Source organism: Methylophilus sp. DW102, from assembly GCF_037076555.1.
Taxonomy (GTDB): domain Bacteria; phylum Pseudomonadota; class Gammaproteobacteria; order Burkholderiales; family Methylophilaceae; genus Methylophilus; species Methylophilus glucosoxydans.
In genome coordinates, this window is the sequence record NZ_AP029023.1 from 1,474,194 (window position 1) to 1,497,169 (window position 22,976).

The window sequence follows — 22,976 nt, forward strand, 5'->3', positions numbered from 1 at the left end:
GAAACTTAGGTATTCTGCGCAGGTTATTTATTTTGTGTGGTTTGAAAGGAACTGTCATGGCAGGTAAAACGCTGTACGACAAATTATGGGATTCGCATGTGGTGCGTGAAGAAGCAGACGGCACCTGTCTGATTTACATTGACCGCCATCTGGTGCATGAAGTGACCAGCCCACAGGCTTTTGAAGGCTTGCGTTTGGCCGGGCGTAAACCATGGCGTAATTCCAGCATTGTGGCTAACCCTGACCACAATACACCGACCAAAGACTGGGACAAAGGCATTGAAGATCCAGTGTCCCGTTTGCAGGTGGAAACGCTGGATAACAACATCAAAGAGTTTGGTGCCTTGGTGTATTTTCCTTTTAAAAACAAAGACCAAGGCATTATTCATGTGATTGGGCCTGAAAATGGCACGACCTTGCCTGGTATGACCGTGGTCTGTGGCGATAGCCATACCTCAACTCATGGTGCCTTTGGCGCGTTGGCGCACGGCATCGGTACCTCAGAGGTTGAGCATGTCTTGGCTACACAAACCCTGGTCGCGAAAAAATCCAAGCGCATGCTGGTGAAGGTCGATGGCCAATTGGGCAAAGGCGTGACGGCCAAAGACGTGGCGCTGGCGATTATCGGCAAAATCGGTACCGCTGGCGGTACGGGGTACGCGATTGAGTTTGGCGGCGAAGTGATCCGTGGCTTGTCCATGGAAGGCCGCATGACGCTGTGTAACATGGCGATTGAAGCCGGCGCTCGTGCGGGCCTGGTGGCCCCGGATGAGAAAACATCAGCTTACCTTGAAGGCCGTCTGCATGCGCCTAAGGGCGAGCATTGGGCGCAAGCTGTCGCTTACTGGAGCACCCTCAAATCCGATGCTGATGCCGAGTTTGATACCATCGTGACATTGAACGGTGCAGAGATTGCTCCACAAGTGACTTGGGGGACCTCGCCTGAGCAAGTGCTGCCCATCGGCTCCACTGTGCCGGATCCTGCCCAGGAAGCCGATGCAACCAAACGCACCAGTATTGAAAACGCGCTCAAATATATGGGCTTGACTGCCAATACCCCGATTGAGCAAATTCAGCTCGATAAAATCTTTATTGGTTCCTGCACCAACTCGCGTATTGAGGACTTGCGTGCCGCTGCCAGCGTCGCCAAAGGTAAAAAAGTGGCCAGCAATATCAAGCTGGCGATGGTGGTGCCGGGCTCTGGCCAGGTGAAGCGCCAGGCCGAAGCTGAAGGCTTGGACAAGATTTTTATTGAGGCTGGTTTTGAGTGGCGTGAGCCTGGCTGCTCCATGTGTCTGGCCATGAACTCAGACCGCTTGAGCCCTGGTGAGCGTTGCGCTTCAACCTCCAACCGTAACTTTGAAGGCCGTCAGGGTCCAGGTGGACGTACGCATTTGGTCAGCCCTGAAATGGCGGCAGCTGCTGCGATTGCCGGTCATTTTGTTGACGTGCGCAGCGCATAAGAGGAGAACATTATGAAAGCATTTACTACCTTGAATGGGCTGGTTTGTCCGCTGGATCGAGCCAACGTGGACACTGACGCGATTATTCCCAAGCAGTTCTTGAAATCAATCAAACGTTCTGGTTTCGGCCCGTATTTGTTTGATGAGTGGCGCTATACCAACTATGGCGAGCCTGGTATGGATTGCAGTACGCGTCCATTAAATCCGGACTTTGTCTTGAACCAGCCGCGTTACCAAGGTGCACAAGTCCTGCTCGCGCGTGACAACTTTGGCTGCGGCTCTTCACGTGAGCATGCGCCATGGGCGATTGAAGACCAAGGCTTCCGTGTCATTATTGCGCCCAGCTTTGCCGATATTTTCTTTAATAACTGCTATAAAAACGGTATTTTGCCCATCGTGGCTGCTGCCGAGCAGGTGGATCAGTTGTTCAAAGAATGCTTTGCCAATGAAGGGTATACACTGAATGTCGATCTGGTAGCGCAAACAGTGACCACGCCTTCTGGCCAGTCATTCAGCTTTGAGATTACACCGACACGCAAGCACAATTTGCTCAATGGCCTGGATGAGATCGGCCTGACCTTGCAGCATGCAGATGAAATCAAAACGTTTGAAGAGAAACATAAGGCTGCACAACCCTGGTTGTTCGCATAAAAACGTAATTCATCTGCGACAAAATGAATTGGCGTTGTTGCTCGGTGCTCGAAATCCTTATGTATTCAGTGTACATTCCGGTTTCTGCGCTCCGAGCGCCTAGCCACGCCATCGCTCGCGACGGTTTTTCATCGTTTTTATTGAGATTGTATATATAGTTAGGAAAAAATAATGGCATTGAATATTGCAGTGTTGCCAGGCGATGGCATCGGCCCGGAAATTATTAAACAAGCCTTGCGCGTACTGGATGTGTTGCACAAAGAAGGTCTGGAAATGACCTTCACCGAGGCACCGTTGGGTGGTCAGGCGTATGACCAGTTCGGTCATCCCTATCCAGAGTTTACGCAAAAAGTTTGCCGTGAAGCGGATGCTGTTTTGTTGGGCGCGGTAGGCGGCCCACAGTATGACACCCTGGACCGTCCATTGCGTCCAGAGCGCGGTTTGCTGGCGATTCGTAAAGACTTGGGTCTGTTTGCCAACTTGCGCCCAGCGGTGCTGTTCCCAGAGTTGGCCAACGCTTCTACGCTAAAACCTGAAGTGGTGGCTGGTCTGGATATCATGATTGTGCGTGAACTGACCGGTGACGTCTATTTTGGTCAGCCACGCGGCATGCGCACCAACGAGCAGGGCGTGCGCGAAGGTTTTAATACCATGATTTACAGTGAGCCAGAAGTCCGCCGTATTGCGCACGTCGCTTTCCAGATCGCGATGAAACGCCAGAAAAAACTGTGTTCAGTAGACAAGGCCAATGTGCTGGAAACCACCGAGTTCTGGAAAGAAATCGTGATCGATGTAGCGAAAGAATATCCGGAAGTCGAGTTGAGCCATATGTATGTGGACAATGCCGCCATGCAGCTGATTCGCAACCCTAAACAGTTTGACGTGATGGTGACTGGTAACATTTTTGGTGACATCCTGTCTGATGAAGCCTCCATGCTGACTGGCTCAATTGGTATGCTGGCTTCTGCATCCTTGAACGAGAGCAAAAAAGGCCTGTATGAACCATCACACGGTTCTGCACCGGATATCGCCGGCAAGAACCTGGCTAACCCGATTGCGACCATTTTGTCTGCGGCCATGATGTTGCGCTACAGCTTTGATAATGAAGCTGCTGCCACCCGCATTGAAAACGCTGTGAAAAAGGTTCTGGCAGCGGGCTACCGCACCGGTGACATCTACGAAGAAGGCACCAAACGCGTGTCATGCTCGGAGATGGGCGACCAAATCGTAGCGGCCATGTAACACTGGTTGCGCGGGCGGATGCAACTTCATCGCGCTCGCGCAGATTTAGCTGTGATATAGTCCTTTGCTTGTTTTGCAGCGTATTGAAATTAAACAGGAATTTAAAAATGGCGCAATTTGATAATGTCAGTGTAAAAAAGAAAGCCAACGTCTATTTTGATGGCAAATGTGTGAGTCACACCGTGCTGTTCCCGAATGGCACGCGGTGTACCGTAGGCGTAATTTTTCCGAGTACATTGACCTTTAATACAGGCTCCCCGGAGTTGATGGAAATCAACGATGGTGTTTGCAAGGTACGCCTGAAAGGCGAGGAAAACTGGACCACCTACAAGGGCGGTGAGAAATTCACGGTACCGGGTAATTCCAGTTTTGAGATTGAAACAGTAGAGACCGTAGACTACGTCTGCCACTTCGAATAATTGCGATTGCTCGGCATGACTGCGTTGGTCGCGCTGGTCGTACTAGATGTACTGCCTGCACGCTTCCGCCTTGTCCTGCCATCGCTTGTGAGGTTTTAAAAAATGCCTAGCTTTGATATTACATCCGAAGTCGATATGGTTAATTTGAAGAATTCGATTGATGCTGCCAGCAAGCAGATTACCAATCGCTATGACTTTAAAGGCACTTCGGCCAACATCGAGTTTAACGAGAAAGACAAAGTGATCACTTTGTTTGGAGATAATGATTTTCAGCTGGATCAGGTGAAGGATATTTTACTGCCAGCCATGGAAAAAAAAGAGCCAGAGTCTTCCAAGCGACTGGAGCACAAGGATGTGCAAAAGGTGTCTGGTAACAAGGTCAAGCAGGAGTTGATTGTGCGTGATGGCATTGATAGCGACCTGGCCAAAAAAATCACCAAGCTGATTAAAGACAGTGGCATGAAAGTCCAGGCCACCATTCAGGGCGACACCGTGCGCGTGAATGGGGCGAAGCGAGACGTCCTGCAAGAGGCGATTGCATTTGTGAAAAAGAGTATTACTGATTTTCCGTTGAAATTTGGTAACTTTAGAGACTGATGACGATAAGCATCAGTCATTTGAGGAGAGGATGATGTTTAAAACGTTAATTTTGGGTGTAATCACTGCATTGACCTTGGCGGCCTGCAATACCATTGACGGCATGGGCAAGGATCTGGAAAAGGCTGGCGAAGCCGTGCAAAAGTCAACCAAATAAGGGTTGAATCAAAATTATCTGCGTTTATCCGCACAGCTGTGCGGTTAACAATAAAGGTTGAATATGTTGAAGGTAGGGTTTGTAGGTTGGCGTGGCATGGTGGGTTCTGTGCTGATGCAACGCATGCGTCAGGAAAATGATTTTGCGGATATCGAACCGCAGTTTTTCACCACCTCGCAAGCAGGCGGTGCAGCACCCAATGTGGGTAAAGCATCTCCCGCGCTTAAAGATGCGAAAAATATAGACGCATTGAAGCAGATGGAGGTGATTGTCACCTGCCAGGGCGGCGATTACACCAGTGAAGTGTTCCCGCAATTGCGCGCTGCGGGCTGGAACGGTCACTGGATTGATGCTGCCTCGACCTTGCGTATGGAAGATGATGCCGTGATTATTCTTGATCCGGTCAATATGCATGTCATTAAAGATGCGCTCGCGAGTGGCGGAAACAACTGGATAGGCGGCAATTGCACGGTTTCGTTGATGTTGATGGCGCTCAATGGCTTGTTCAAGGCCGATCTGGTTGAGTGGGCAACGTCCATGACCTACCAGGCCGCGTCTGGTGCCGGTGCACAAAATATGCGTGAGTTGATTACGCAAATGGGCGTGGTCAATGCCTCTGTGGCTGACTTGCTGGCCGATCCGGCTTCTGCGATTTTGGATATCGACAAACAGGTGGCCGATACCATCCGCAGTGATGCGCTACCGCAATCCAACTTTGGCGTGCCGCTTGCCGGTAGCCTGATCCCCTGGATAGACAAGGATTTGGGCAATGGTCAAAGCAAGGAAGAGTGGAAGGGGGGCGTTGAGACCAACAAGATTCTGGGGCGCTCGGCAAATCCGATTGTGATTGATGGTTTGTGTGTGCGCATTGGCGCCATGCGTTGCCATTCACAGGCTTTGACGCTCAAACTGCGCAAAGACGTGCCGCTCGATGAGATCAACCAGATGCTGGCGGAAGCCAACCCCTGGGCAAAGGTGATTCCCAACGAACGCGAAGTGAGTATGCGTGAGTTAACGCCAGCGGCGATTACTGGCACGTTGACCACGCCGGTGGGGCGTTTGCGCAAACTGGCAATGGGTGGCGAATATCTGTCCGCGTTTACAGTGGGCGACCAGTTATTGTGGGGGGCAGCCGAGCCATTGCGACGCATGTTAAGAATTTTGGTAGAAGCTTAAGTAGTTTGTGAAGTAGCAGCCCGTAAAGCTATGATTTATCAATGAAATCATAGTCTTTTCGGGCTTTTGCTTTTTTGGGGCTAGTGTTTAATGGATGCGAGACACTAAAAACAGTGTATTTATTGCCTGCAAGCCGTCTGCACGCGCTTGCGTGGCTGTCTGAATGATGCTATTTTGACAAAAGCCATGAATGAAAAAAGGGTGAATCGGTGCGTAAAATTCAATTAAAAAAAATAGCCTTTGCCTTGAGTCTGGGTGCTGCCATGTCAGCGCATGCTGCCGGATTGGGTACCATCACGTCCAGCTCAAAACTGGGGGAACCACTCAATGCTGAAATCGAGCTGTTGGCCGTCACGCCTGCAGAGTTGAGCAGCATTCAAGCTGCGCTTGCCAGTGAGCAGGTGTATCAGGATCAAATGCTGGAAAAGCCTGCGGCTTATCCATTCATCAAAATTGAGGTTGGCAATAATACAAAAGGCCTGCCTATCCTCAAGTTGAGCAGTACACAACCGATTACAGAAGCCTTCCTGGACATGCTGATCCAGGTAGACTGGCCGACCGGTCGCCTGGTAAAAGAGTACACCTTACTGTTAGACCCGCCCGGTTTTAACTCTAATTATGCTGCCGAAGCTGCGGCGACGCCCACGGTGAAACAGCCAGAAGCTCAACCTGCGCCAGCCGTGGCCGCTGAGAGCCGTCCTGCAGAAAACAGGAGTGCGAAGGCGCCGACTGCAGCCAAGCCAGCGGTCAAAAAGGTGGAGCCTAAACCACCGGCTCAAGACATTGCCTCTGAGGCGCAAGCGTTGACGACAGAGCGTGGTGATACGCTATATGCTATCGCGCGCCAGATGAAGCCAGACAATGTCAGCATGGATCAAATGCTGGCTGCGCTTTATCAATCCAATCAGGACGCTTTTGACGGTAAAAACATGAACCGTCTCAAGGTAGGTAAAATCATTCGCCTGCCTGACCAGGCAAGCCTGGAGCGACTGAGTCGCAAGCAAGCGCAGCAAGTGGTGGCTGAGCATACGGCCAACTGGCTAGCTTATAAAAATACGCTGGGCAAAGTGGTTAAGGAAAGTGCGCCTGCCCAGACCGGCGGCAACACTCAACAATCCGCAGGCAAGATTGGCAGTGCGGGTGACAAACCATTGCCACAGTCCAAGCCAGCCAAGGATGTGTTAAAGCTTTCGGCAGGTGACGAAAAATCGACTTCGTTGACTGACAAGGCCAACAGTAAGGCCTCCGCGACTGCTGCACAAGAGGACGCGACCGCCAAAGCGAATGCGATCAAAGAAGAGCAGGCACGTGCTGCAGCGCTCGAGAAGCAAGTGGCCGACATGAAAAAGCTCGTGGAAATGAAAAGCAATGCCATGGCACAGGCTGAAAAAAATGCTGCGCAGGCAGCGTCTGCATCCAACGCTGAACAGAATAAAACGGCTACCGAGCCAGTTAAGCCTGAACCAGCCAAGTCAGAATCTACAACCTCTGCTCCGGCGAAAGCAGAAGCAGATAAGGCCGCTGGTGAGAAAACAGAGCCGGCTAAAACCGAGTCACCCAGCAATGCTGCAGAAAACAAGCCAGCGGCACCACCGGTTGAGCCTGCGCCTGAAGTTGCGGCCACCCAACCCTCATTTATGCACGTGTTGCTTGAGCGTCTGAAGTCAATCAACCCGGTCTTGCCATTTGCCTTGATTGGATTGCCTATCCTGCTTTGCATTTGGGCTGTGATCCGTATTCGCCGTAAAAAGCAGATTGATAACTTTGAAGACGTGATTGTGACCTCGCCGGCCACTGAAATGCAAAACAATACAGTGTTCGGGGATACACAAGCGGCTGCTTCGGGCGACACTTCATTTCTGACCGACTTCTCGCAGAGTGGGGTTGGCGGCATGATTGACTCTCATGATGTTGATCCGATTGCCGAGGCTGAGGTGTATATGGCCTATGGCCGCGATGCGCAGGCCGAAGAAATCCTCAAAGATGCCATTCAAAAAGATCCTGACCGCCATGAGCTCAAACTTAAACTGCTGGAAATTTATCAGGCAAGCGCGAATAAAGGCGCATTTGAGTCGTTGGCCAGTGATCTTTATGCCAAGCTGGGGCCGGCTGACAGTACCTGGGCAAAAGTGACGGCCATGGGACAGAAGCTGGACCCTGAAAACAGCCTATATCAGGTCAGTGCAGAGCCCGTCAGTGCACCGGAGGATAGCAATGCCAATGCTGCCAGTGCAATTGAACCCTCTGCTCCCGCCGAAAATGAAGAAGGCTACCATTTCAATTTTGAGGCTCCCGCTTTAGAGTTTGAGTCTGCAAATGCAGCGGTCTCGGCTTCAGGCGAGCCTGTTGAAACGTCTCAGAATAATGAGGTCGCCGAAACTGAGAAAAATGAGGCTGAGGCTGCCATTGGTATGAGCCAACAAGCGGAGGACGAGCCATTGGTTTTTGAGCCAGCTGCGTTGGCTGAAACTGATGTTGCAAAAGAAACCCTTGCACAGCCTGGCGCAACAGCATTAACGCTCGAGGATGAGCCGTTGTCATTCACCGCGCCCGAGCGTGTTGCAGCTGAACCGGAAGTGTCAACTCTCAACAGCACTGGGCTTGAAGATGTGGCAGATTCTGTAAATGAGGCAGCCGCTACCGACCCTGCGCTGCAGGTCGCCAGTGCCGAGGCTGAGTTGACCCCAAAATCACTGGATTTGCCATCACTCAATCTGGATGATGCTGAACAGACTGCGGCGCCATTTGCCGCGCCTGCTAATTCAGTCAGTGGCGAGCCTGCATTGTCCAATGAAGACGCTGTATTCGAGTCGCTGCCGGAGCTCTCTCTGGAATTGGGTGGGCCTAACGATGCAGCCGGAAATGATCCTGAGGACTTGTCATTGGACGATCTGGATATGGAAGCTCCGGTGGCCTCATTGAATGAGCCCGTTGCGCCAGAGGCTGCTGCTCCTGAAGCTGAGTTTCCTGAGATTTCCCTGGATGTGAGCGAAGCAGTGCCTGCGCCAGCCGAAGATCCGGTCGACGAGCCTGAAGAGGTCAATACCAAGCTGGATTTGATTCAGGCCTATATTGATATGGAAGATGTCATTGGTGCCAGAGAACTGATCGAAGAGGTGATGGCAGAAGGTGGTGAACGCCAGCGGCAACGCGCCAGTGAGTTACTCGAGAAAATTGCATAATCAAAGGCCGGGTTTCCGGCCTTGTTTTTGTGTGCCTTGATTAGGCGTTATCGCACTCAGCCCTTATACTAGGCGCCATGAAAATTGCGATTGGCATAGAATATCATGGCGCTCACTTTCAGGGCTGGCAAAGTCAGCCCAATGGTGCCGGGGTACAGGATGCATTAGAGCGCGCAATTGCGCTGGTTGCAGGCGAACAGGTGCGTTTGCATGCGGCGGGACGGACGGATAGCGGGGTGCATGCATTGATGCAAGTGGCCCACTTTGAGACTGCTGTGGCCAGGCCCTTGAATGCCTGGGTGCGTGGCAGTAATGCACATTTGCCGCCTTGGGTACGTGTATTGTGGGCAAGCGAAGTCGCTAATGATTTTCATGCCAGGTTTAGTGCACGGGCACGCAGTTATCAGTATGTGCTATACAACCACCCGGTTGCACCTGCGAGTCAGCATGGAAGAGTAGGCTGGTATCATCGGCCACTGGCGGTTGCCGCCATGCAGCAGGCCATGCAAACCCTGCTTGGCGAGCATGATTTCAGTGCGTTTAGGGCCAGTGAGTGTCAGGCCAGTAGCCCGGTGCGCACCCTCTCTCAGGCAGCGCTTAAGGCGCAGGGGCGTTACCTGATTTTTCACTTTCAGGCCAATGCCTTTTTGCAGCATCAAATCCGCAATATGGTCGGCGCCTTGGTCTATGTTGGACAAGGGAAGCTGGATGTCTCAGCGTTTGCCGAGCTGCTGCAACATCGGGATAGACGGCTTGCTCCGCCCACCTTCATGCCCGATGGTCTGTATTTTACCGGCGTTCAATATGAGGCCGCCTGGCAATTGCCGCCATGCAGTGCCGATTGGGATGCATTCAACACGGATTGAAACCTGACTGAACAACATGAGAAGAACCAGAGTTAAGATTTGCGGGATTACCCGGTTAGAAGATGCGCTGGCGGCGATCGCTGCTGGCGCAGATGCGTTGGGGTTTGTATTTTACGCGCCCAGTCCGCGTGCGGTGAGCGCTGAGCAGGCAAGGGCAATTGTGGCTGCGTTGCCTCCATTTGTCAGCAAAGTGGGATTGTTTGTCAATGCGCCAGCCGACGAGGTGCGCCAGGTGATTGCCACGACCGGTCTGGATTGTTTGCAGTTTCATGGCGATGAGTCTGCGCAGGATTGCGCACAATTTAATCTGCCATATTACAAGGCAATCCGCGTCAAACCAGGGGTAAATTTGATACAATGCGAGTCTGATTTTGCTTCTGCGACCGCTTTGCTACTGGATACCTATTCTGAAAAGGCCGTGGGCGGAACCGGCGAAGCCTTCGACTGGTCACTGATCCCGTTGCAGATGCAAAAGCCCTTGATTCTCGCTGGCGGATTGCAAGTGGAGAATGTGGCGCAAGCCGTTGAGCAGATTCAACCCTATGCCGTGGATATTAGCGGCGGGGTGGAAGTACAAAAAGGGATAAAGTCCCCACAAAAAATAGCTGCATTCATGCGGCAGGTCGTGCAGGCAGATGCTGTACATAATGGGCGGTTTGAGTAACGAGATAGATACGGAGTAATACATGCAAGTCTATGATATGCCAGATGCGCGTGGCCATTTTGGTCCTTTTGGTGGGGTTTTTGTAGCTGAAACCTTGGTCGAGGCGTTGGAAGAACTGCGCCTGATGTATGAAAAATACCGTCACGACCCTGAATTTCTGGCTGAGTTTGCTTATGATCTCAAGCATTTCGTCGGTCGCCCCAGCCCGATTTACCATGCCAAGCGTTTGTCCGACAAAGTCGGTGGCGCTCAAATTTACCTCAAGCGCGAAGACTTGAATCACACGGGTGCGCACAAAATCAATAACACAATAGGTCAAGCCTTGTTGGCTAAACGCATGGGTAAGCCACGCGTGATTGCCGAAACCGGGGCCGGTCAACACGGCGTGGCTACAGCTACGATTGCGGCCCGTTTGGGTCTGGAATGTGTGGTCTACATGGGCTCGGAAGATGTGAAGCGCCAGGCGCCTAACGTGTTCCGCATGAAGCTGCTGGGAGCGACCGTTGTGCCTGTTGAAAGTGGCTCAAAAACGCTCAAAGATGCCTTAAACGAAGCCATGCGTGACTGGGTGACCAATATCTCGGATACGTTTTACATCATTGGTACCGTTGCCGGCCCGCATCCTTACCCGATGATGGTCAGGGACTTTCAGGCTGTGATCGGCATGGAAGCCAAACAGCAGATGCAGGAAATGCTGGGTCGCCAGCCCGATGCTGTGGTGGCCTGTGTTGGTGGTGGTTCCAACGCGATGGGGATCTTCTATCCCTATATTGATGTAGAAGGCGTACGCCTGATTGGCGTAGAGGCGGGTGGTCATGGCTTGACCACTGGCCAGCATGCCGCACCTTTGACTGCAAACAGCCCAATCGGTGTCTTACATGGCAACCGTACCTATCTGATGCAGGATGAAGACGGCAACATCATAGAAACGCATTCGATTTCTGCCGGCCTGGATTATCCCGGTGTGGGTCCTGAGCATGCCTGGTTGAAAGACATCAAGCGCGCCGAGTATGTGGCCATTACGGATGATGAAGCCATGGCTGCCTTCCATAACTTGTGCCGTACCGAAGGCATTATCCCCGCGCTGGAGTCCAGTCATGCCTTGGCTTATGCTGAAAAGTTAGCCAAAACCATGTCACCAGATCAGGTTGTGTTAGTGAACTTGTCCGGACGCGGCGACAAAGATATCAACACCGTCGCAAGCTTGGCCAATATTACATTGTGATGCGCAGCCGCCAGGGAGAAAGGCCTCTCTGGCGCATGTGCATCTTTCATTTTCTGAACCCTTAAAAACACAGATTCTTATGTCCCGTATTCAATCGGTTTTTGCCTCGCTCAAGGCGCAAAACAAAAAAGCATTGATCCCCTATATCACAGCAGGTGACCCGCACCCCGATCAGACCGTGCCTTTAATGCATGCGATGGTTGCTGCTGGCGCAGACATGATCGAGCTTGGCGTCCCTTTTTCTGATCCGATGGCGGATGGCCCCGTCATTCAGCGTGCCAGTGAGCGCGCGTTGGTGCACAAAATGGGCTTGCGTAAAGTGCTGGGCATGGTGAAGACCTTCAGGGAAACCAATCAGCAGACGCCGATTATCCTGATGGGTTACGCTAACCCCATTGAAGCCATGGGCGCTGCAGAATTTGTTGCATTGGCGCAAGCCTCAGGTGTCGATGGCGTGTTGACTGTGGATTATCCGCCTGAAGAGTGTGATACGTTCAATCAAACGCTCGCAGCTGCAGAGATAGACAGCATTTTCCTGTTGTCTCCGACGACAGAGCCTTCACGTACCGAGCTGATTGTGAAACAGGCGACTGGATTTCTTTACTACGTTTCGCTGAAGGGCGTAACTGGTGCGGCCAACCTGGATATCACTGAAGTGAAAAAACGCGTGGCTGAAATCCGTCAACAGACAAGTTTGCCCATAGGCGTTGGCTTTGGTGTGAAAGATGCGGCCACCGCGCGTGAAGTGGCCGCGATTGCCGATGCGGTGGTTGTCGGTAGCCGGATGGTGTTGGCGATTGAACAATCCGATGCGGCAAACTTGCAGGCAAATGTACAAGCCTTGGTAAAAGAATTACGTACTGCGATTGACTCTGTTTAAGCTGTGATGAACAGGTATTCAGAGATCGTCATCTATCAGTAGGAGAAGTTATGAGTTGGTTAGACAAGATTCCCCAAAAGATTAAACGTGCAGTAGGCTCGGTACAAAAGCGTAACGTGCCCGAGGGCTTGTGGCATAAATGTGATGCCTGCCAGACCGTGTTATACCGGACCGATCTGGACGCGAACTTGGAAGTCTGTCCGCAATGTGGACATCATCATCGTCTGGGCGCGCGTGATCGTTTGAACGTCTTGCTGGATGAAGCGGGACGCGTTGAAATTGGTGCCGATGTCACCCCCGTGGACGCACTCAAGTTTAAGGATAGTAAAACCTACGCCGAGCGGATGAAGGCTGCCCAGCGTGATGTCAAAGAAAAAGATGCACTGATTGTGATGCGCGGAACGATTGAAGGCGTGCCTGTCGTTGCTGCCGTGTTTGAATTTAAATTCATGGGCGGCTCTATGGGCTCCGTCGTTGGTGAGCGTTTTGTGCGTGGGGTACAAGCAGCGATCGAGCAGAAATGTGCCTTTATCTGTATCTCTGCCAGTGGCGGTGCGCGCATGCAAGAGGGCTTGCTCTCATTGATGCAAATGGCCAAAACCAGTGCGGCATTGACCAAGTTGTCCGAAGCAGGCTTGCCTTACGTATCGGTGTTGACTGACCCGACCATGGGGGGGGTTTCTGCCAGTTTTGCCATGCTCGGGGATGTGATTATCGCCGAACCGAATGCCTTGATCGGCTTTGCAGGCCCTCGTGTGATCGAACAAACAGTACGTGAAACCTTGCCAGAGGGCTTTCAGCGTGCAGAATTTTTGCTGACGCATGGTGCGATTGACATGATCGTCGACCGTCGTGAAATGCGTGGCAAATTAAGCCAGGTGTTATCCAGCTTGTTGAACATTGCCAAAGCTGCCTGATGTCCACTGTGATACCCGAGCATCCGCAAACGGTTGAGGATTGGCTCGGTTATATTGAGTCATTGCATCCCAAGTCCATTGAGATGGGCTTGGGCAGGGTGCAAGCCGTTGCGCAGCGATTACAGCTCACTTTTCCATTCACCGTCATTACCGTGGGTGGCACCAACGGCAAAGGCTCGACTTGTGCCATGCTGGAGCACATTTATACTGCGGCCGGTTATCAGGTCGGCTGCTATACTTCTCCACACCTAGTGCATTATCAGGAGCGCGTGCGCTTCAACGGGCAGGTCATTGCCGATGATCGCTTATGCCAGGCCTTTTCCGCCGTCGAGCAGGCGCGGGGCGATATCACGCTCACCTATTTTGAAATGGGGACGCTGGCGGCCTTATGGGCGTTTGAGCAACAGGCGCTGGATGTCGTGGTGCTGGAAGTCGGCTTGGGCGGACGCCTGGATGCCGTGAATATCGTCGATGCCGCCTGTGCCATTGTCACCAATGTAGACCTGGACCATATGGAGTATCTAGGGGATACGCGTGAATTGATTGGCCGCGAGAAGGCTGGCATCTACCGGGCTCAGCAGATCGCCATCTGCGGCGACGCCGAACCGCCGCTGTCCTTGCTTGCCTATGCAGAACAATTGGGCGTTAAGCTATACCGCTACGGTAGTGACTACCAGATAGACATCCGCGAGTCACACGTCGCGCATTATGAAGATGCGTTCGGCGTGTTGGATATTGCCAGTTTGCGTTTGTATGGCCGCTACCAATGGAATAATGCCGCCAATGTAATTTTTGCCGTACGTGCATTGCAATCACAGTTGCCAGTAACTTCTTCGGTCATGTTACAGGCGCTAATAGACACCGAAGTGACCGGGCGTTTTCAGTATTGGCAACGCTCCCCCGACATTATTCTGGATGTCGCCCATAATCCACATGCTGCGCGTGCCTTGCGTGATAATCTCCAGCAGCTTAGTACCAGTGGTGGACGCGTCATCGCGGTGTTTTCCATGTTGTCTGACAAAGACATCGCCAGTGTTGTCGATATCCTGCACGATGTCTTTGACGAATGGCATATTGCCCCGATTGCGCATCCGCGCGCGGCAGACATTCAAGAGTTAAACACATATCTGGCCCATCAGGTTGCGCCTGATCGGCTGCATACATATGCCACGTTGCCAGATGCCTTGCGAAGCGCCTATAAGAAAGTAGCGAAAAATGATAAAATTATCGTATTCGGTTCCTTTTTTACCGTGGCCGCAATCCTTGAATTAACGCCTGATCAGTGGGGCTGCTAGAGAGCGTCCTGCACTTGAAATCTGCTGAGTGAGAACTTCAACACATTATGGCGAGAGATGCTTTGACTGAAAATGAGCTGTTGCTCAAGAAAACTGCCCGCAGGCGGTTAGTGGGTGCGGTCACCCTGGTAATTCTGATGCTGATTATCCTGCCGTTCGTGCTCAAGGATAGAGTCGTGGATACCAGCCAGGAAAATGTCGAAATCACCGTGGTAAACCGCCAGGCGACCCGGGAACCGATTTTAGAGCTGCCAGAAGATGAAGTTGTGCTTGATAATGAAGCCGCGCCTGCAGGCAATGAACCCCCTCCCACTCAAGGTGTAAAACCCGTCGCGACCGAGTCCGCAGCGTCTGCCACAGTTGCAGCAGAAACGCCAAAGCCTGCGAAAGTCGAAGCGGCGCCTGTTGTGACTGCCGAGCCTGTCGTTGCCAAAGTTGAACCCAAAGTTGAACCCAAAGTTGAACCCAAAGTTGAACCCAAAGTTGAACCCAAAGTTGAACCCAAAGTTGAACCCAAAGTTGAACCCAAAGTTGAACCCAAAGTTGAACCCAAAGTTGAACCCAAAGTTGAACCCAAAGTTGAACCCAAAGTTGCGCCAGTGAAACCTGCGGTTAAAGAAGCCGCTGTGGAATCCGATAAAAAAACAGGCAAGTTTTTTGTCCAGTTTGGGGTTTTTTCTGATCCAAAAAATCTTGAAAATCTCCAGCTCAAGCTGAAGCACGCAGGGTTTGAAACGGCCATTGAGAAAGTCGATGCTGCTGGACAGAAGCTGCGTCTGCGGACACGGACTTATGCCACACGTAACGAAGCGGCAGCCACCCTCAAAAAATTGGAAGCGGCAGGTTTTAGCGGTATCGTCGCCAGTAAGTCATAAGTACTTATGACAGTATTTGATTATGTAGTATTAGGCATTCTTGGTTTTTCGATTTTGGTCGGTCTCATGCGTGGTGCCATTCATGAGCTGTTTTCTGTGCTTGGATGGGTATTGGCTTTTTATTTAGCCAACCGCTTCAATAGTCAGGTGATCGCTTATATGCCAGAACAGATTCCTGGTGAGGCGATCAAGGCCATGGCCGCATTTTTACTGGTATTTTTACTGGTATTGTTTGTTTGTACCTTGCTGGCGCTGTTGTTGACCACGTTGATTAAAGCGGTCGGATTAGGTGGTATGAACCGTATTTTGGGCGGTGCGGCTGGGGCGCTGAAGGGGCTGCTGATTGTCTGTATTCTGGTGATGTTGGCTGCCATGACGGAACTTCCAAAGGATCCGCGCTGGTCAAATGCCATGTTCAGCGCGCCAATTGAAGTGCTGGTCTTGAAATTGCTACCTTGGATGCCATCTAGTATTGCCAAGCATGTGCATTTGGACCAGCAACAGCTCGACGAGTCAGTGATTTAATTTGTAATCTCAAGTGTTTGATAGGATGTCACTATGTGTGGAATTATCGGTATTGTAGGCAAGAACCCGGTGAATCAGTTGTTGTATGACGGATTGCTGGTCTTACAGCACCGTGGTCAAGATGCCGCTGGCATCGTGACCTGTGATGGCAATACCTTCCATATGCATAAAAATAATGGCCTGGTGAAAGACGTCTTTCATACGCGCCACATGCGTAATCTGGTTGGTAATGTGGGTATCGCGCATGTCCGTTATCCAACTGCGGGTTCCTCCAGTGCGGCAGAAGCCCAGCCTTTTTATGTCAACTCACCATTTGGCATCGTGTTGGGCCACAACGGTAACCTGACTAACTCCGAGCAGTTGAAGTCAGAAATGTTCCGCCAAGATCTGCGTCATATCAATACCAATTCAGACTCTGAAGTGTTGTTGAATGTCTTGGCACACGAAATTGAAAGCACCTCAAAAAATGCCCTGTTAAACAGTGATATGGTGTTTGATGCAGTGGCAGGCGTGCACAGACGTTGTAAAGGTGCCTACGCTGTGGTTGCCATGATTGCTAATTTCGGGCTGCTGGCGTTCCGCGATCCGCATGGCATCCGTCCGCTGGTTATCGGCAAGCAGGAAACAGAAAAAGGCACCGAGTATATTGTGGCTTCCGAGAGCGTGGCACTGGATGTACTGGGCTTTACGCTACTGCGTGATGTTGAGCCTGGTGAGGCAGTGTTTATTGATATGGATGGCAACCTGTGCAGCCGCCAATGTGCCGAAAATGCCAAGCTGACTTCCTGCATTTTTGAATATGTCTATCTGGCTCGCCCGGACTCTGTGATTGATGGCGTGTCTGTCTACCAGACCCGTCTGGACATGGGGACCTTGCTGGCAGAAAAAATTAAACGCGAATGGGCCGATAAACAGATTGATGTCGTGATTCCGATTCCTGATACCAGTCGTCCAAGTGCGTTGCAACTAGGTATTGCCTTGGGTCTGGATTATCGCGAGGGCTTTATTAAAAACCGCTATATTGGCCGTACCTTCATCATGCCAGGTCAGGCCTTGCGCAAGAAATCCGTGCGCCAGAAGTTGAATCCAATCGGGATTGAATTCAAAGGCAAAAACGTCTTGCTGGTAGACGACTCGATTGTACGTGGCACCACCTCAAAGCAAATCGTGCAAATGGCGCGCGATGCGGGCGCAAACAAGGTTTACTTTGCCTCAGCTGCGCCACCGGTGCGTTATCCTAACGTGTATGGCATTGATATGCCCAGCCGCCATGAATTGCTGGCAACCAACCGTACCGATGAAGAGATTTGCGCTGAAATCGGTGCAGATGCCTTGATTTACCAGGATCTGGACGCCTTGCGTGAAAGCATTACCAAATCCAATCCGCACATGACTGAATTTGATTGCAGTTGCTTTGATGGCAAATACGTGACCGGCGACATTGACGCCGCTTATTTGAATCGTATTGAGTCTGCCCGCAGTGACATGAGTAAAAAACAGTTGCCGCCAAACTCTACCACCCAGCTGGATCTGAACTTGTTATCAACGGATTTGGTGGGTGTCGAGTAAGACTTGACAGCCTACTTTAAAAGGCGTTTAATGAAATTGCGCTGATTTGAGTGGCGAACTTTAAACGAAGCCAAACTCAGCTTGCGGGCGCATTATAAATACTGCTAAAGCGAGAGCCCAAAGACCCGTTTTAGCGCAATGCTGAAACGGGTTTTTTATTGCCGTCCGTTTGCGGACAGAAGTTTGAGGAAGTATGAACGATCAATACCATTTGGAAACGCTGGCGGTGCGTGCTGGCACCTTAACCACCGAGTTTGGCGAAAACTCAGAGGCGCTGTTTTTAAACTCGAGTTTTCGCTTTAAAAATGCAGCGCAAGCGGCAGCACGTTTTGGCGGCACCGAGCCAGGTAATATTTATTCCCGTTTTACAAACCCGACCGTCACCATGTTTCAGGATAAACTGGCCGCACTTGAAGGCGCCGAACAATGCGTGGCGACTGCCAGTGGCATGTCTGCCATTCTGGCTTGCATCATGGGGATGTGCAGTGCAGGTGATCATGTGGTGGCGTCACGCAGTATTTTTGGCACTAGCGTGCAGTTGTTCTCAAATATCCTCAAGCGCTGGGGCTTGGAGGTGACGCTGGTTTCCTTAACGGATCTTGATGCCTGGCAAGCGGCCATCAAGCCGAATACCAAACTGTTTTTTGCTGAAACGCCATCTAACCCGCTAACCGAGATTGGGGATATTGCCAAACTGGCAGCGATTGCGCATGCCGCAGGTGCTTATCTGGCGGTAGACAATTGTTTTTGTACACCAGCCTTGCAGCAACCGCTTAAATTGGGTGCGGATATTGTGATTCATTCCGCCACCAAATATATTGATGGACAGGGTAGGGTGCTGGGCGGGGCGGTGTTGGGTAGTAAGGCCTTGATGGAGCCTGTGTATGGCTTCTTGCGTACGGCCGGGGTGACCATGAGTGCATTCAATGCCTGGGTGTTTGTGAAGGGGCTGGAAACATTGCAAGTGCGCATGGAGGCCCATGCGGCGCGTGCATCGGCTTTGGCGCAATGGCTGGAGCAACAGCCTGGCGTTGAACGTGTATTTTATCCTGGGTTAAGCTCCCACCCGCAATATGCTCTGGCGCAGCAGCAACAGCGACTGGGCGGCGGCATCGTCAGCTTTGAAGTGAAACCACGCGCCGGTCAAACCGGTCAGGAAGCCGCCTGGGCATTGATTGATGCCACACGCTTGATTTCGATTACCGCGAACCTGGGGGATGCCAAATCCACCATCACCCATCCAGCCACGACCACGCATAGCCGGGTGAGTGCTGAGGCGCGGGCTGAGGCGGGTCTCAAGGATAACCTGGTTAGAATCGCTGTTGGGCTTGAGCATGTTGAGGACTTGAAAGCTGATTTGCAATTGCTGACAACCTATTAATTTGTGTGCATGGTCCGTGAGTCGATTTGACTGCGAGTAGCATGGTCTGCAAAGGGAGCATTTAGGCTCCCTTTTGCATTTTACATAGGTTGTCCCTGCTTACGTTGAGGTACGTAAGGCCCGGGGTCTATCGGTGGTGATTTAGCAAGCGGAAGTGCGCTATTTATGCTAAAATCGCGTGATAACTTTTAACTATAAATTGGGTCAAGAATGAGTCAGTCTCCAGATCAATTTGCTAAAGAAACCCTGCCTATCAGTTTAGAAGACGAGATGCGCCGCAGCTATCTCGATTACGCCATGAGCGTGATTGTAGGACGGGCGCTCCCGGATGTTCGTGATGGTCTCAAGCCTGTGCACAGACGTGTATTGTACGCGATGCACGAGCTGTCTAACGATTACAACAAACCCTACAAAAAATCTGCGCGTATCGTCGGCGATGTGATCGGTAAGTATCACCCGCATGGTGATACGGCTGTGTACGACACCATCGTCCGTATGGCGCAGGACTTTTCATTGCGCTACATGCTGGTAGACGGACAGGGTAACTTCGGTTCGGTCGATGGCGACAATGCTGCCGCGATGCGGTATACCGAAATCCGCATGTCCAAGATCGCACATGAGCTATTGGCGGATATCGAGAAAGAAACCGTAGATTTTGGCCCTAACTACGACGGCAGCGAGCAAGAGCCGCTCATTATGCCGACCCGTATTCCTAACCTGCTGATTAACGGTAGCTCAGGCATTGCCGTGGGCATGGCAACCAATATCCCGCCTCACAACCTCAACGAAGTATTGAATGCGTGTTTTGCCCTGCTCAAGCAGCCAGAAATCAGTGTGGATGAGCTGATTGAATTGATCCCAGCCCCTGATTTCCCGACAGCCGGGATTATTTATGGCACGGCAGGCGTGAAAGAGGGCTACCGCACTGGCCGTGGCCGTGTGGTAATGCGTGGTCGCACCCACTTTGAAGACCTGGACAAAGGCGGTCGTCAGTCCATCATCATTGATGAGCTGCCATATCAGGTGAATAAAAAAACCCTGATTGAAAAAATTGCCGAGCTGGTCAACGAGAAGAAAATAGAAGGTATTTCTGACCTGCGCGACGAGTCCGATAAGTCCGGCATGCGCGTGGTGATTGAGCTCAAGCGTGGCGAAGTGCCAGAGGTGATTTTAAATAACCTCTACAAGCAGACACAACTGCAAGACACGTTCGGCATGAACATGGTGGCCCTGATGGATGGTCAGCCACGGCTGCTCAACCTCAAACAGATGTTGGAAGCGTTCCTGCGTCATCGCCGTGAAGTGGTGACACGCCGGACTGTGTTTGAGTTACGTAAAGCGCGTGACCGTGGGCATGTACTGGAAGGCTTGGCAGTGGCGTTGGCCAACGTGGACGAGATGATTGCCATCATCAAGGCCGCGCCAACCCCGCCTGAAGCGAAAAAAGAGTTGATGGCCCGCAGCTGGCATTCACCAGTGGTCGAGGAAATGCTCAAGCGCGCCGCCATGGAGGCCTCGCGTCCAGAAGGACTGTCGGTCGATTTTGGTCTGACACCGCAAGGTTACAAACTGTCAGATGTACAGGCGCAAGAAATTCTGCAAATGCGTTTGCAACGGTTGACTGGTCTGGAACAAGACAAGATTGTCAGCGAATACAAAGAAGTGATGGATATCATTGCTGACTTGCTGGATATTTTGGCCAAACCTGAACGTGTCACGGCCATTATCGTGGACGAGTTGAATGAAATCCAGAAGCAGTTTGGTGACAAGCGCCGTTCAGAGATCGAGCAGAATACGCAAGATTTATCGCTGGAAGATCTGATTACACCGCAGGATGTTGTGGTGACCTTATCACATACTGGCTATGTCAAATCGCAGCCGCTAGACGAATACCGTGCCCAAAAACGCGGTGGTCGTGGCAAGCAGGCGGCCGCTACCAAAGAAGATGACTTTATCGACAAGATGTTTGTCGCCAACACGCACGACTACATCCTGTGCTTCAGTAGCCGTGGTCGTGTTTACTGGTTAAAAGTGTATGAAGTACCGCAAGGTAGCCGTGTCAGCCGTGGCAAGCCGATTGTGAACCTGTTCCCGCTGGAGGAAGGCGAGAAGATCAATGCGATCCTGCCGGTGAAAGAGTTTGACGAAAATCACTTCGTCTTTATGGCGACCGCAATGGGGACCGTGAAGAAAACAGCGCTGACCGAGTTTGCAAATCCACGTAAGTCCGGCATTATTGCCATTAATCTGGATGATGGTGACTACCTGATTGGTGCTGAAGTAACCAACGGCCAGAACGATATTGTGTTGGTCTCCAATGGTGGTAAAGCGGTCTGGTTTACCGAAGATGATGTGCGTCCGATGGGACGCGCGACGCGCGGTGTACGCGGCATGAAGTTGGCTGCGAAACAACAGGTTCTGTCCTTGCTGATTGCCGAGAACGATCAGCAGTCTGTGTTGGTTGCCACTGAAAATGGTTACGGTAAACGTACAGTGTTGTCCGAGTTCCGTCATTCTGGCCGCGGTACCCAGGGTGTGAAAGCTATTGCCATCAGCGAGCGTAACGGTCTGGCCATTGCTGCCAAGCTGGTGACGGCGGAGGATGAAATCATGTTGATCACGACCGGTGGCGTGCTGATCCGCACCCGCGTCAAGGAAATCCGTGACATGGGCCGTGCCGCACAAGGCGTGACGCTGATTAATCTGGGCGAAGGTGAAAAACTGTCTGGCTTGGAAAAAATTGTCGAAACTGACGACGACACTGACACCGACATCGAAGAATGACCTTACTCAAGAATATTTAGGCACATGAAACAGATTTTTAATTTTTCTGCCGGGCCGGCAGTGTTACCAAAACCTGTGCTGGAACGTGCCCAGGCTGAAATGCTGGATTGGCATGGTTCAGGCATGAGCGTGATGGAAATGTCTCATCGCGGTAAGGAATTTACCAGCATTCTTGAGAAAGCCGAAGCCGACTTACGCCAGTTATTAGCGATTCCAAGCAATTACAAAGTATTGTTTTTACAGGGCGGGGCGATTGCAGAGAATGCCATCATTCCCATGAACCTGTTAAACGGCAAGTCTGCTGATTATGTGGTGACTGGTTCCTGGAGCAAGCGTAGTGTTCAAGACGCAAAAGCTTATGGCCAGATCAACATTGCCGCAACGGCAGAAGCAGATGGCTTCACTCATGTGCCCGCATTTTCCGACTGGAAGCTCAATAAAGAGGCGGCCTACGTTCATTACTGCACCAATGAAACCATCAATGGGGTGGAGTTTCTTGAGGTGCCTGAGACGCATGGTGTGCCGATTGTTGCCGACATGTCTTCGCATATCCTGTCACGCCCGATTGACGTTTCAAAATACGGTGTGATTTATGGCGGCGCACAGAAGAATATAGGCCCTGCCGGATTGTGCTTGGTCATAGTGCGTGAAGACTTGCTGGAACAAGCCTCCCCGCTCACGCCGGCAGTGTTTCATTGGAAAACGCAGGCAGATAACCAAAGTATGATCAATACGCCACCGACCTACAGCATTTATATTGCTGGTCTGGTGTTTGAGTGGTTACTGGCTCAGGGCGGCGTGGAAGCGATTGAGAAAGTCAACATTGCCAAAGCCAACCTGCTGTATGACTATCTGGATCAAACCGAGTTTTACAGTAATCCAATTGCGCACGCCTATCGTTCGCGCATGAATATTCCCTTCCGTTTGCGTGACGAGGGCTTGAACGAAGCCTTCCTCAAAGCAGCGGATGCGCGAGGCTTATTGCAACTCAAAGGACATCGCTCAGTCGGCGGCATGCGTGCCAGCATCTACAACGCGATGCCGATTGAAGGCGTGCAGGCACTGGTCGCCTTCATGCAGGAATTTGAAAAAAATAATTCATAAAACA

The 22,976-nt window shown here is 51.5% G+C and carries 20 protein-coding genes; all 20 read left to right on the plus strand.

All coding sequences use genetic code 11. From position 1 onward, the window contains the following. Nucleotides 1–56 precede the first annotated feature (56 nt). The 20 genes from leuC to serC all read left to right on the plus strand — a co-directional run bounded on the left by leuC (nucleotide 57) and on the right by serC (nucleotide 22,972). Entirely contained in the window at nucleotides 57–1,463 is a 1,407-nt protein-coding gene (gene leuC, locus AACH41_RS06800; protein WP_275355054.1) for a 3-isopropylmalate dehydratase large subunit, read from the plus strand. A 12-nt stretch (nucleotides 1,464–1,475) separates the two neighbouring features. Further along, complete coding sequence (gene leuD, locus AACH41_RS06805) at nucleotides 1,476–2,114, plus strand: 3-isopropylmalate dehydratase small subunit (RefSeq protein ID WP_194746846.1); 639 nt, start codon at nucleotides 1,476–1,478, stop codon at nucleotides 2,112–2,114. Between the two features lie 177 nt (nucleotides 2,115–2,291). Next, nucleotides 2,292–3,356, plus strand: coding sequence for a 3-isopropylmalate dehydrogenase (leuB, locus tag AACH41_RS06810; RefSeq protein WP_275356369.1), 1,065 nt, complete (start codon nucleotides 2,292–2,294; stop codon nucleotides 3,354–3,356). A gap of 107 nt (nucleotides 3,357–3,463) precedes the next feature. Continuing rightward, a complete protein-coding gene (locus tag AACH41_RS06815; protein WP_194746844.1) occupies nucleotides 3,464–3,775 on the plus strand; it encodes a pyrimidine/purine nucleoside phosphorylase in 312 nt (103 codons plus the stop codon). A 102-nt stretch (nucleotides 3,776–3,877) separates the two neighbouring features. Beyond that, nucleotides 3,878–4,372, plus strand: a complete 495-nt coding sequence (locus AACH41_RS06820) for a YajQ family cyclic di-GMP-binding protein (protein ID WP_194746843.1) — start codon at nucleotides 3,878–3,880, stop codon at nucleotides 4,370–4,372. 34 nt (nucleotides 4,373–4,406) lie between these two features. Next, nucleotides 4,407–4,529 (plus strand): entericidin A/B family lipoprotein, encoded by a 123-nt coding sequence (locus AACH41_RS06825; protein WP_313989020.1) that lies wholly within the window; start codon nucleotides 4,407–4,409, stop codon nucleotides 4,527–4,529. A gap of 63 nt (nucleotides 4,530–4,592) precedes the next feature. Continuing rightward, nucleotides 4,593–5,705: an aspartate-semialdehyde dehydrogenase gene (gene asd, locus AACH41_RS06830; RefSeq protein ID WP_338657545.1), complete on the plus strand. Its 1,113-nt coding sequence runs from the start codon at nucleotides 4,593–4,595 to the stop codon at nucleotides 5,703–5,705. 209 nt (nucleotides 5,706–5,914) lie between these two features. Further along, nucleotides 5,915–8,887 carry a FimV/HubP family polar landmark protein gene (locus AACH41_RS06835; RefSeq protein ID WP_338657546.1) on the plus strand — a complete coding sequence of 991 codons (2,973 nt, stop codon included), beginning with the start codon at nucleotides 5,915–5,917 and terminating at the stop codon, nucleotides 8,885–8,887. A 77-nt stretch (nucleotides 8,888–8,964) separates the two neighbouring features. Continuing rightward, nucleotides 8,965–9,753 (plus strand): tRNA pseudouridine(38-40) synthase TruA, encoded by a 789-nt coding sequence (gene truA / locus AACH41_RS06840; protein ID WP_338657547.1) that lies wholly within the window; start codon nucleotides 8,965–8,967, stop codon nucleotides 9,751–9,753. 16 nt (nucleotides 9,754–9,769) lie between these two features. Continuing rightward, nucleotides 9,770–10,417, plus strand: a complete 648-nt coding sequence (locus AACH41_RS06845) for a phosphoribosylanthranilate isomerase (RefSeq protein ID WP_275355062.1) — start codon at nucleotides 9,770–9,772, stop codon at nucleotides 10,415–10,417. A gap of 22 nt (nucleotides 10,418–10,439) precedes the next feature. After that, on the plus strand, nucleotides 10,440–11,642 hold the full coding sequence (gene trpB, locus AACH41_RS06850; RefSeq protein WP_338657548.1) for a tryptophan synthase subunit beta: 1,203 nt from the start codon (nucleotides 10,440–10,442) through the stop codon (nucleotides 11,640–11,642). A 79-nt stretch (nucleotides 11,643–11,721) separates the two neighbouring features. After that, nucleotides 11,722–12,522, plus strand: coding sequence for a tryptophan synthase subunit alpha (gene trpA / locus AACH41_RS06855; RefSeq protein WP_313989032.1), 801 nt, complete (start codon nucleotides 11,722–11,724; stop codon nucleotides 12,520–12,522). A gap of 50 nt (nucleotides 12,523–12,572) precedes the next feature. Continuing rightward, nucleotides 12,573–13,439: an acetyl-CoA carboxylase, carboxyltransferase subunit beta gene (accD, locus tag AACH41_RS06860; protein WP_194746835.1), complete on the plus strand. Its 867-nt coding sequence runs from the start codon at nucleotides 12,573–12,575 to the stop codon at nucleotides 13,437–13,439. Continuing rightward, on the plus strand, nucleotides 13,439–14,734 hold the full coding sequence (folC, locus tag AACH41_RS06865; protein WP_338657549.1) for a bifunctional tetrahydrofolate synthase/dihydrofolate synthase: 1,296 nt from the start codon (nucleotides 13,439–13,441) through the stop codon (nucleotides 14,732–14,734). The genes accD and folC overlap by 1 nt, the downstream gene beginning before the upstream one ends. Before the next feature lie 47 nt (nucleotides 14,735–14,781). After that, entirely contained in the window at nucleotides 14,782–15,609 is an 828-nt protein-coding gene (locus tag AACH41_RS06870) for an SPOR domain-containing protein (protein WP_338657550.1), read from the plus strand. A 6-nt stretch (nucleotides 15,610–15,615) separates the two neighbouring features. Next, entirely contained in the window at nucleotides 15,616–16,134 is a 519-nt protein-coding gene (locus tag AACH41_RS06875) for a CvpA family protein (RefSeq protein WP_338657551.1), read from the plus strand. Nucleotides 16,135–16,167: 33 nt separating this feature from the next. Continuing rightward, nucleotides 16,168–17,703 carry an amidophosphoribosyltransferase gene (gene purF / locus AACH41_RS06880; RefSeq protein ID WP_338657552.1) on the plus strand — a complete coding sequence of 512 codons (1,536 nt, stop codon included), beginning with the start codon at nucleotides 16,168–16,170 and terminating at the stop codon, nucleotides 17,701–17,703. Nucleotides 17,704–17,896: 193 nt separating this feature from the next. Beyond that, complete coding sequence (locus AACH41_RS06885; protein WP_338657553.1) at nucleotides 17,897–19,084, plus strand: O-succinylhomoserine sulfhydrylase; 1,188 nt, start codon at nucleotides 17,897–17,899, stop codon at nucleotides 19,082–19,084. A gap of 210 nt (nucleotides 19,085–19,294) precedes the next feature. After that, a complete protein-coding gene (gyrA, locus tag AACH41_RS06890) occupies nucleotides 19,295–21,868 on the plus strand; it encodes a DNA gyrase subunit A (RefSeq protein ID WP_194746829.1) in 2,574 nt (857 codons plus the stop codon). A gap of 24 nt (nucleotides 21,869–21,892) precedes the next feature. Continuing rightward, complete coding sequence (gene serC, locus AACH41_RS06895) at nucleotides 21,893–22,972, plus strand: 3-phosphoserine/phosphohydroxythreonine transaminase (protein WP_338657554.1); 1,080 nt, start codon at nucleotides 21,893–21,895, stop codon at nucleotides 22,970–22,972. Nucleotides 22,973–22,976 lie beyond the last annotated feature (4 nt).

What these genes read in the sequence shown, in the direction of transcription:
- leuC (WP_275355054.1), top strand. Translation starts at nt 57, where the DNA reads ATGGCAGGTAAAACGCTGTACGACAAATTATGGGATTCGCATGTGGTG.
- leuD (WP_194746846.1), top strand. Translation starts at nt 1,476, where the DNA reads ATGAAAGCATTTACTACCTTGAATGGGCTGGTTTGTCCGCTGGATCGA.
- AACH41_RS06815 (WP_194746844.1), top strand. Translation starts at nt 3,464, where the DNA reads ATGGCGCAATTTGATAATGTCAGTGTAAAAAAGAAAGCCAACGTCTAT.
- AACH41_RS06820 (WP_194746843.1), top strand. Translation starts at nt 3,878, where the DNA reads ATGCCTAGCTTTGATATTACATCCGAAGTCGATATGGTTAATTTGAAG.
- AACH41_RS06825 (WP_313989020.1), top strand. Translation starts at nt 4,407, where the DNA reads ATGTTTAAAACGTTAATTTTGGGTGTAATCACTGCATTGACCTTGGCG.
- asd (WP_338657545.1), top strand. Translation starts at nt 4,593, where the DNA reads ATGTTGAAGGTAGGGTTTGTAGGTTGGCGTGGCATGGTGGGTTCTGTG.
- truA (WP_338657547.1), top strand. Translation starts at nt 8,965, where the DNA reads ATGAAAATTGCGATTGGCATAGAATATCATGGCGCTCACTTTCAGGGC.
- AACH41_RS06845 (WP_275355062.1), top strand. Translation starts at nt 9,770, where the DNA reads ATGAGAAGAACCAGAGTTAAGATTTGCGGGATTACCCGGTTAGAAGAT.
- trpB (WP_338657548.1), top strand. Translation starts at nt 10,440, where the DNA reads ATGCAAGTCTATGATATGCCAGATGCGCGTGGCCATTTTGGTCCTTTT.
- trpA (WP_313989032.1), top strand. Translation starts at nt 11,722, where the DNA reads ATGTCCCGTATTCAATCGGTTTTTGCCTCGCTCAAGGCGCAAAACAAA.
- accD (WP_194746835.1), top strand. Translation starts at nt 12,573, where the DNA reads ATGAGTTGGTTAGACAAGATTCCCCAAAAGATTAAACGTGCAGTAGGC.
- folC (WP_338657549.1), top strand. Translation starts at nt 13,439, where the DNA reads ATGTCCACTGTGATACCCGAGCATCCGCAAACGGTTGAGGATTGGCTC.
- AACH41_RS06870 (WP_338657550.1), top strand. Translation starts at nt 14,782, where the DNA reads ATGGCGAGAGATGCTTTGACTGAAAATGAGCTGTTGCTCAAGAAAACT.
- AACH41_RS06875 (WP_338657551.1), top strand. Translation starts at nt 15,616, where the DNA reads ATGACAGTATTTGATTATGTAGTATTAGGCATTCTTGGTTTTTCGATT.
- purF (WP_338657552.1), top strand. Translation starts at nt 16,168, where the DNA reads ATGTGTGGAATTATCGGTATTGTAGGCAAGAACCCGGTGAATCAGTTG.
- AACH41_RS06885 (WP_338657553.1), top strand. Translation starts at nt 17,897, where the DNA reads ATGAACGATCAATACCATTTGGAAACGCTGGCGGTGCGTGCTGGCACC.
- gyrA (WP_194746829.1), top strand. Translation starts at nt 19,295, where the DNA reads ATGAGTCAGTCTCCAGATCAATTTGCTAAAGAAACCCTGCCTATCAGT.
- serC (WP_338657554.1), top strand. Translation starts at nt 21,893, where the DNA reads ATGAAACAGATTTTTAATTTTTCTGCCGGGCCGGCAGTGTTACCAAAA.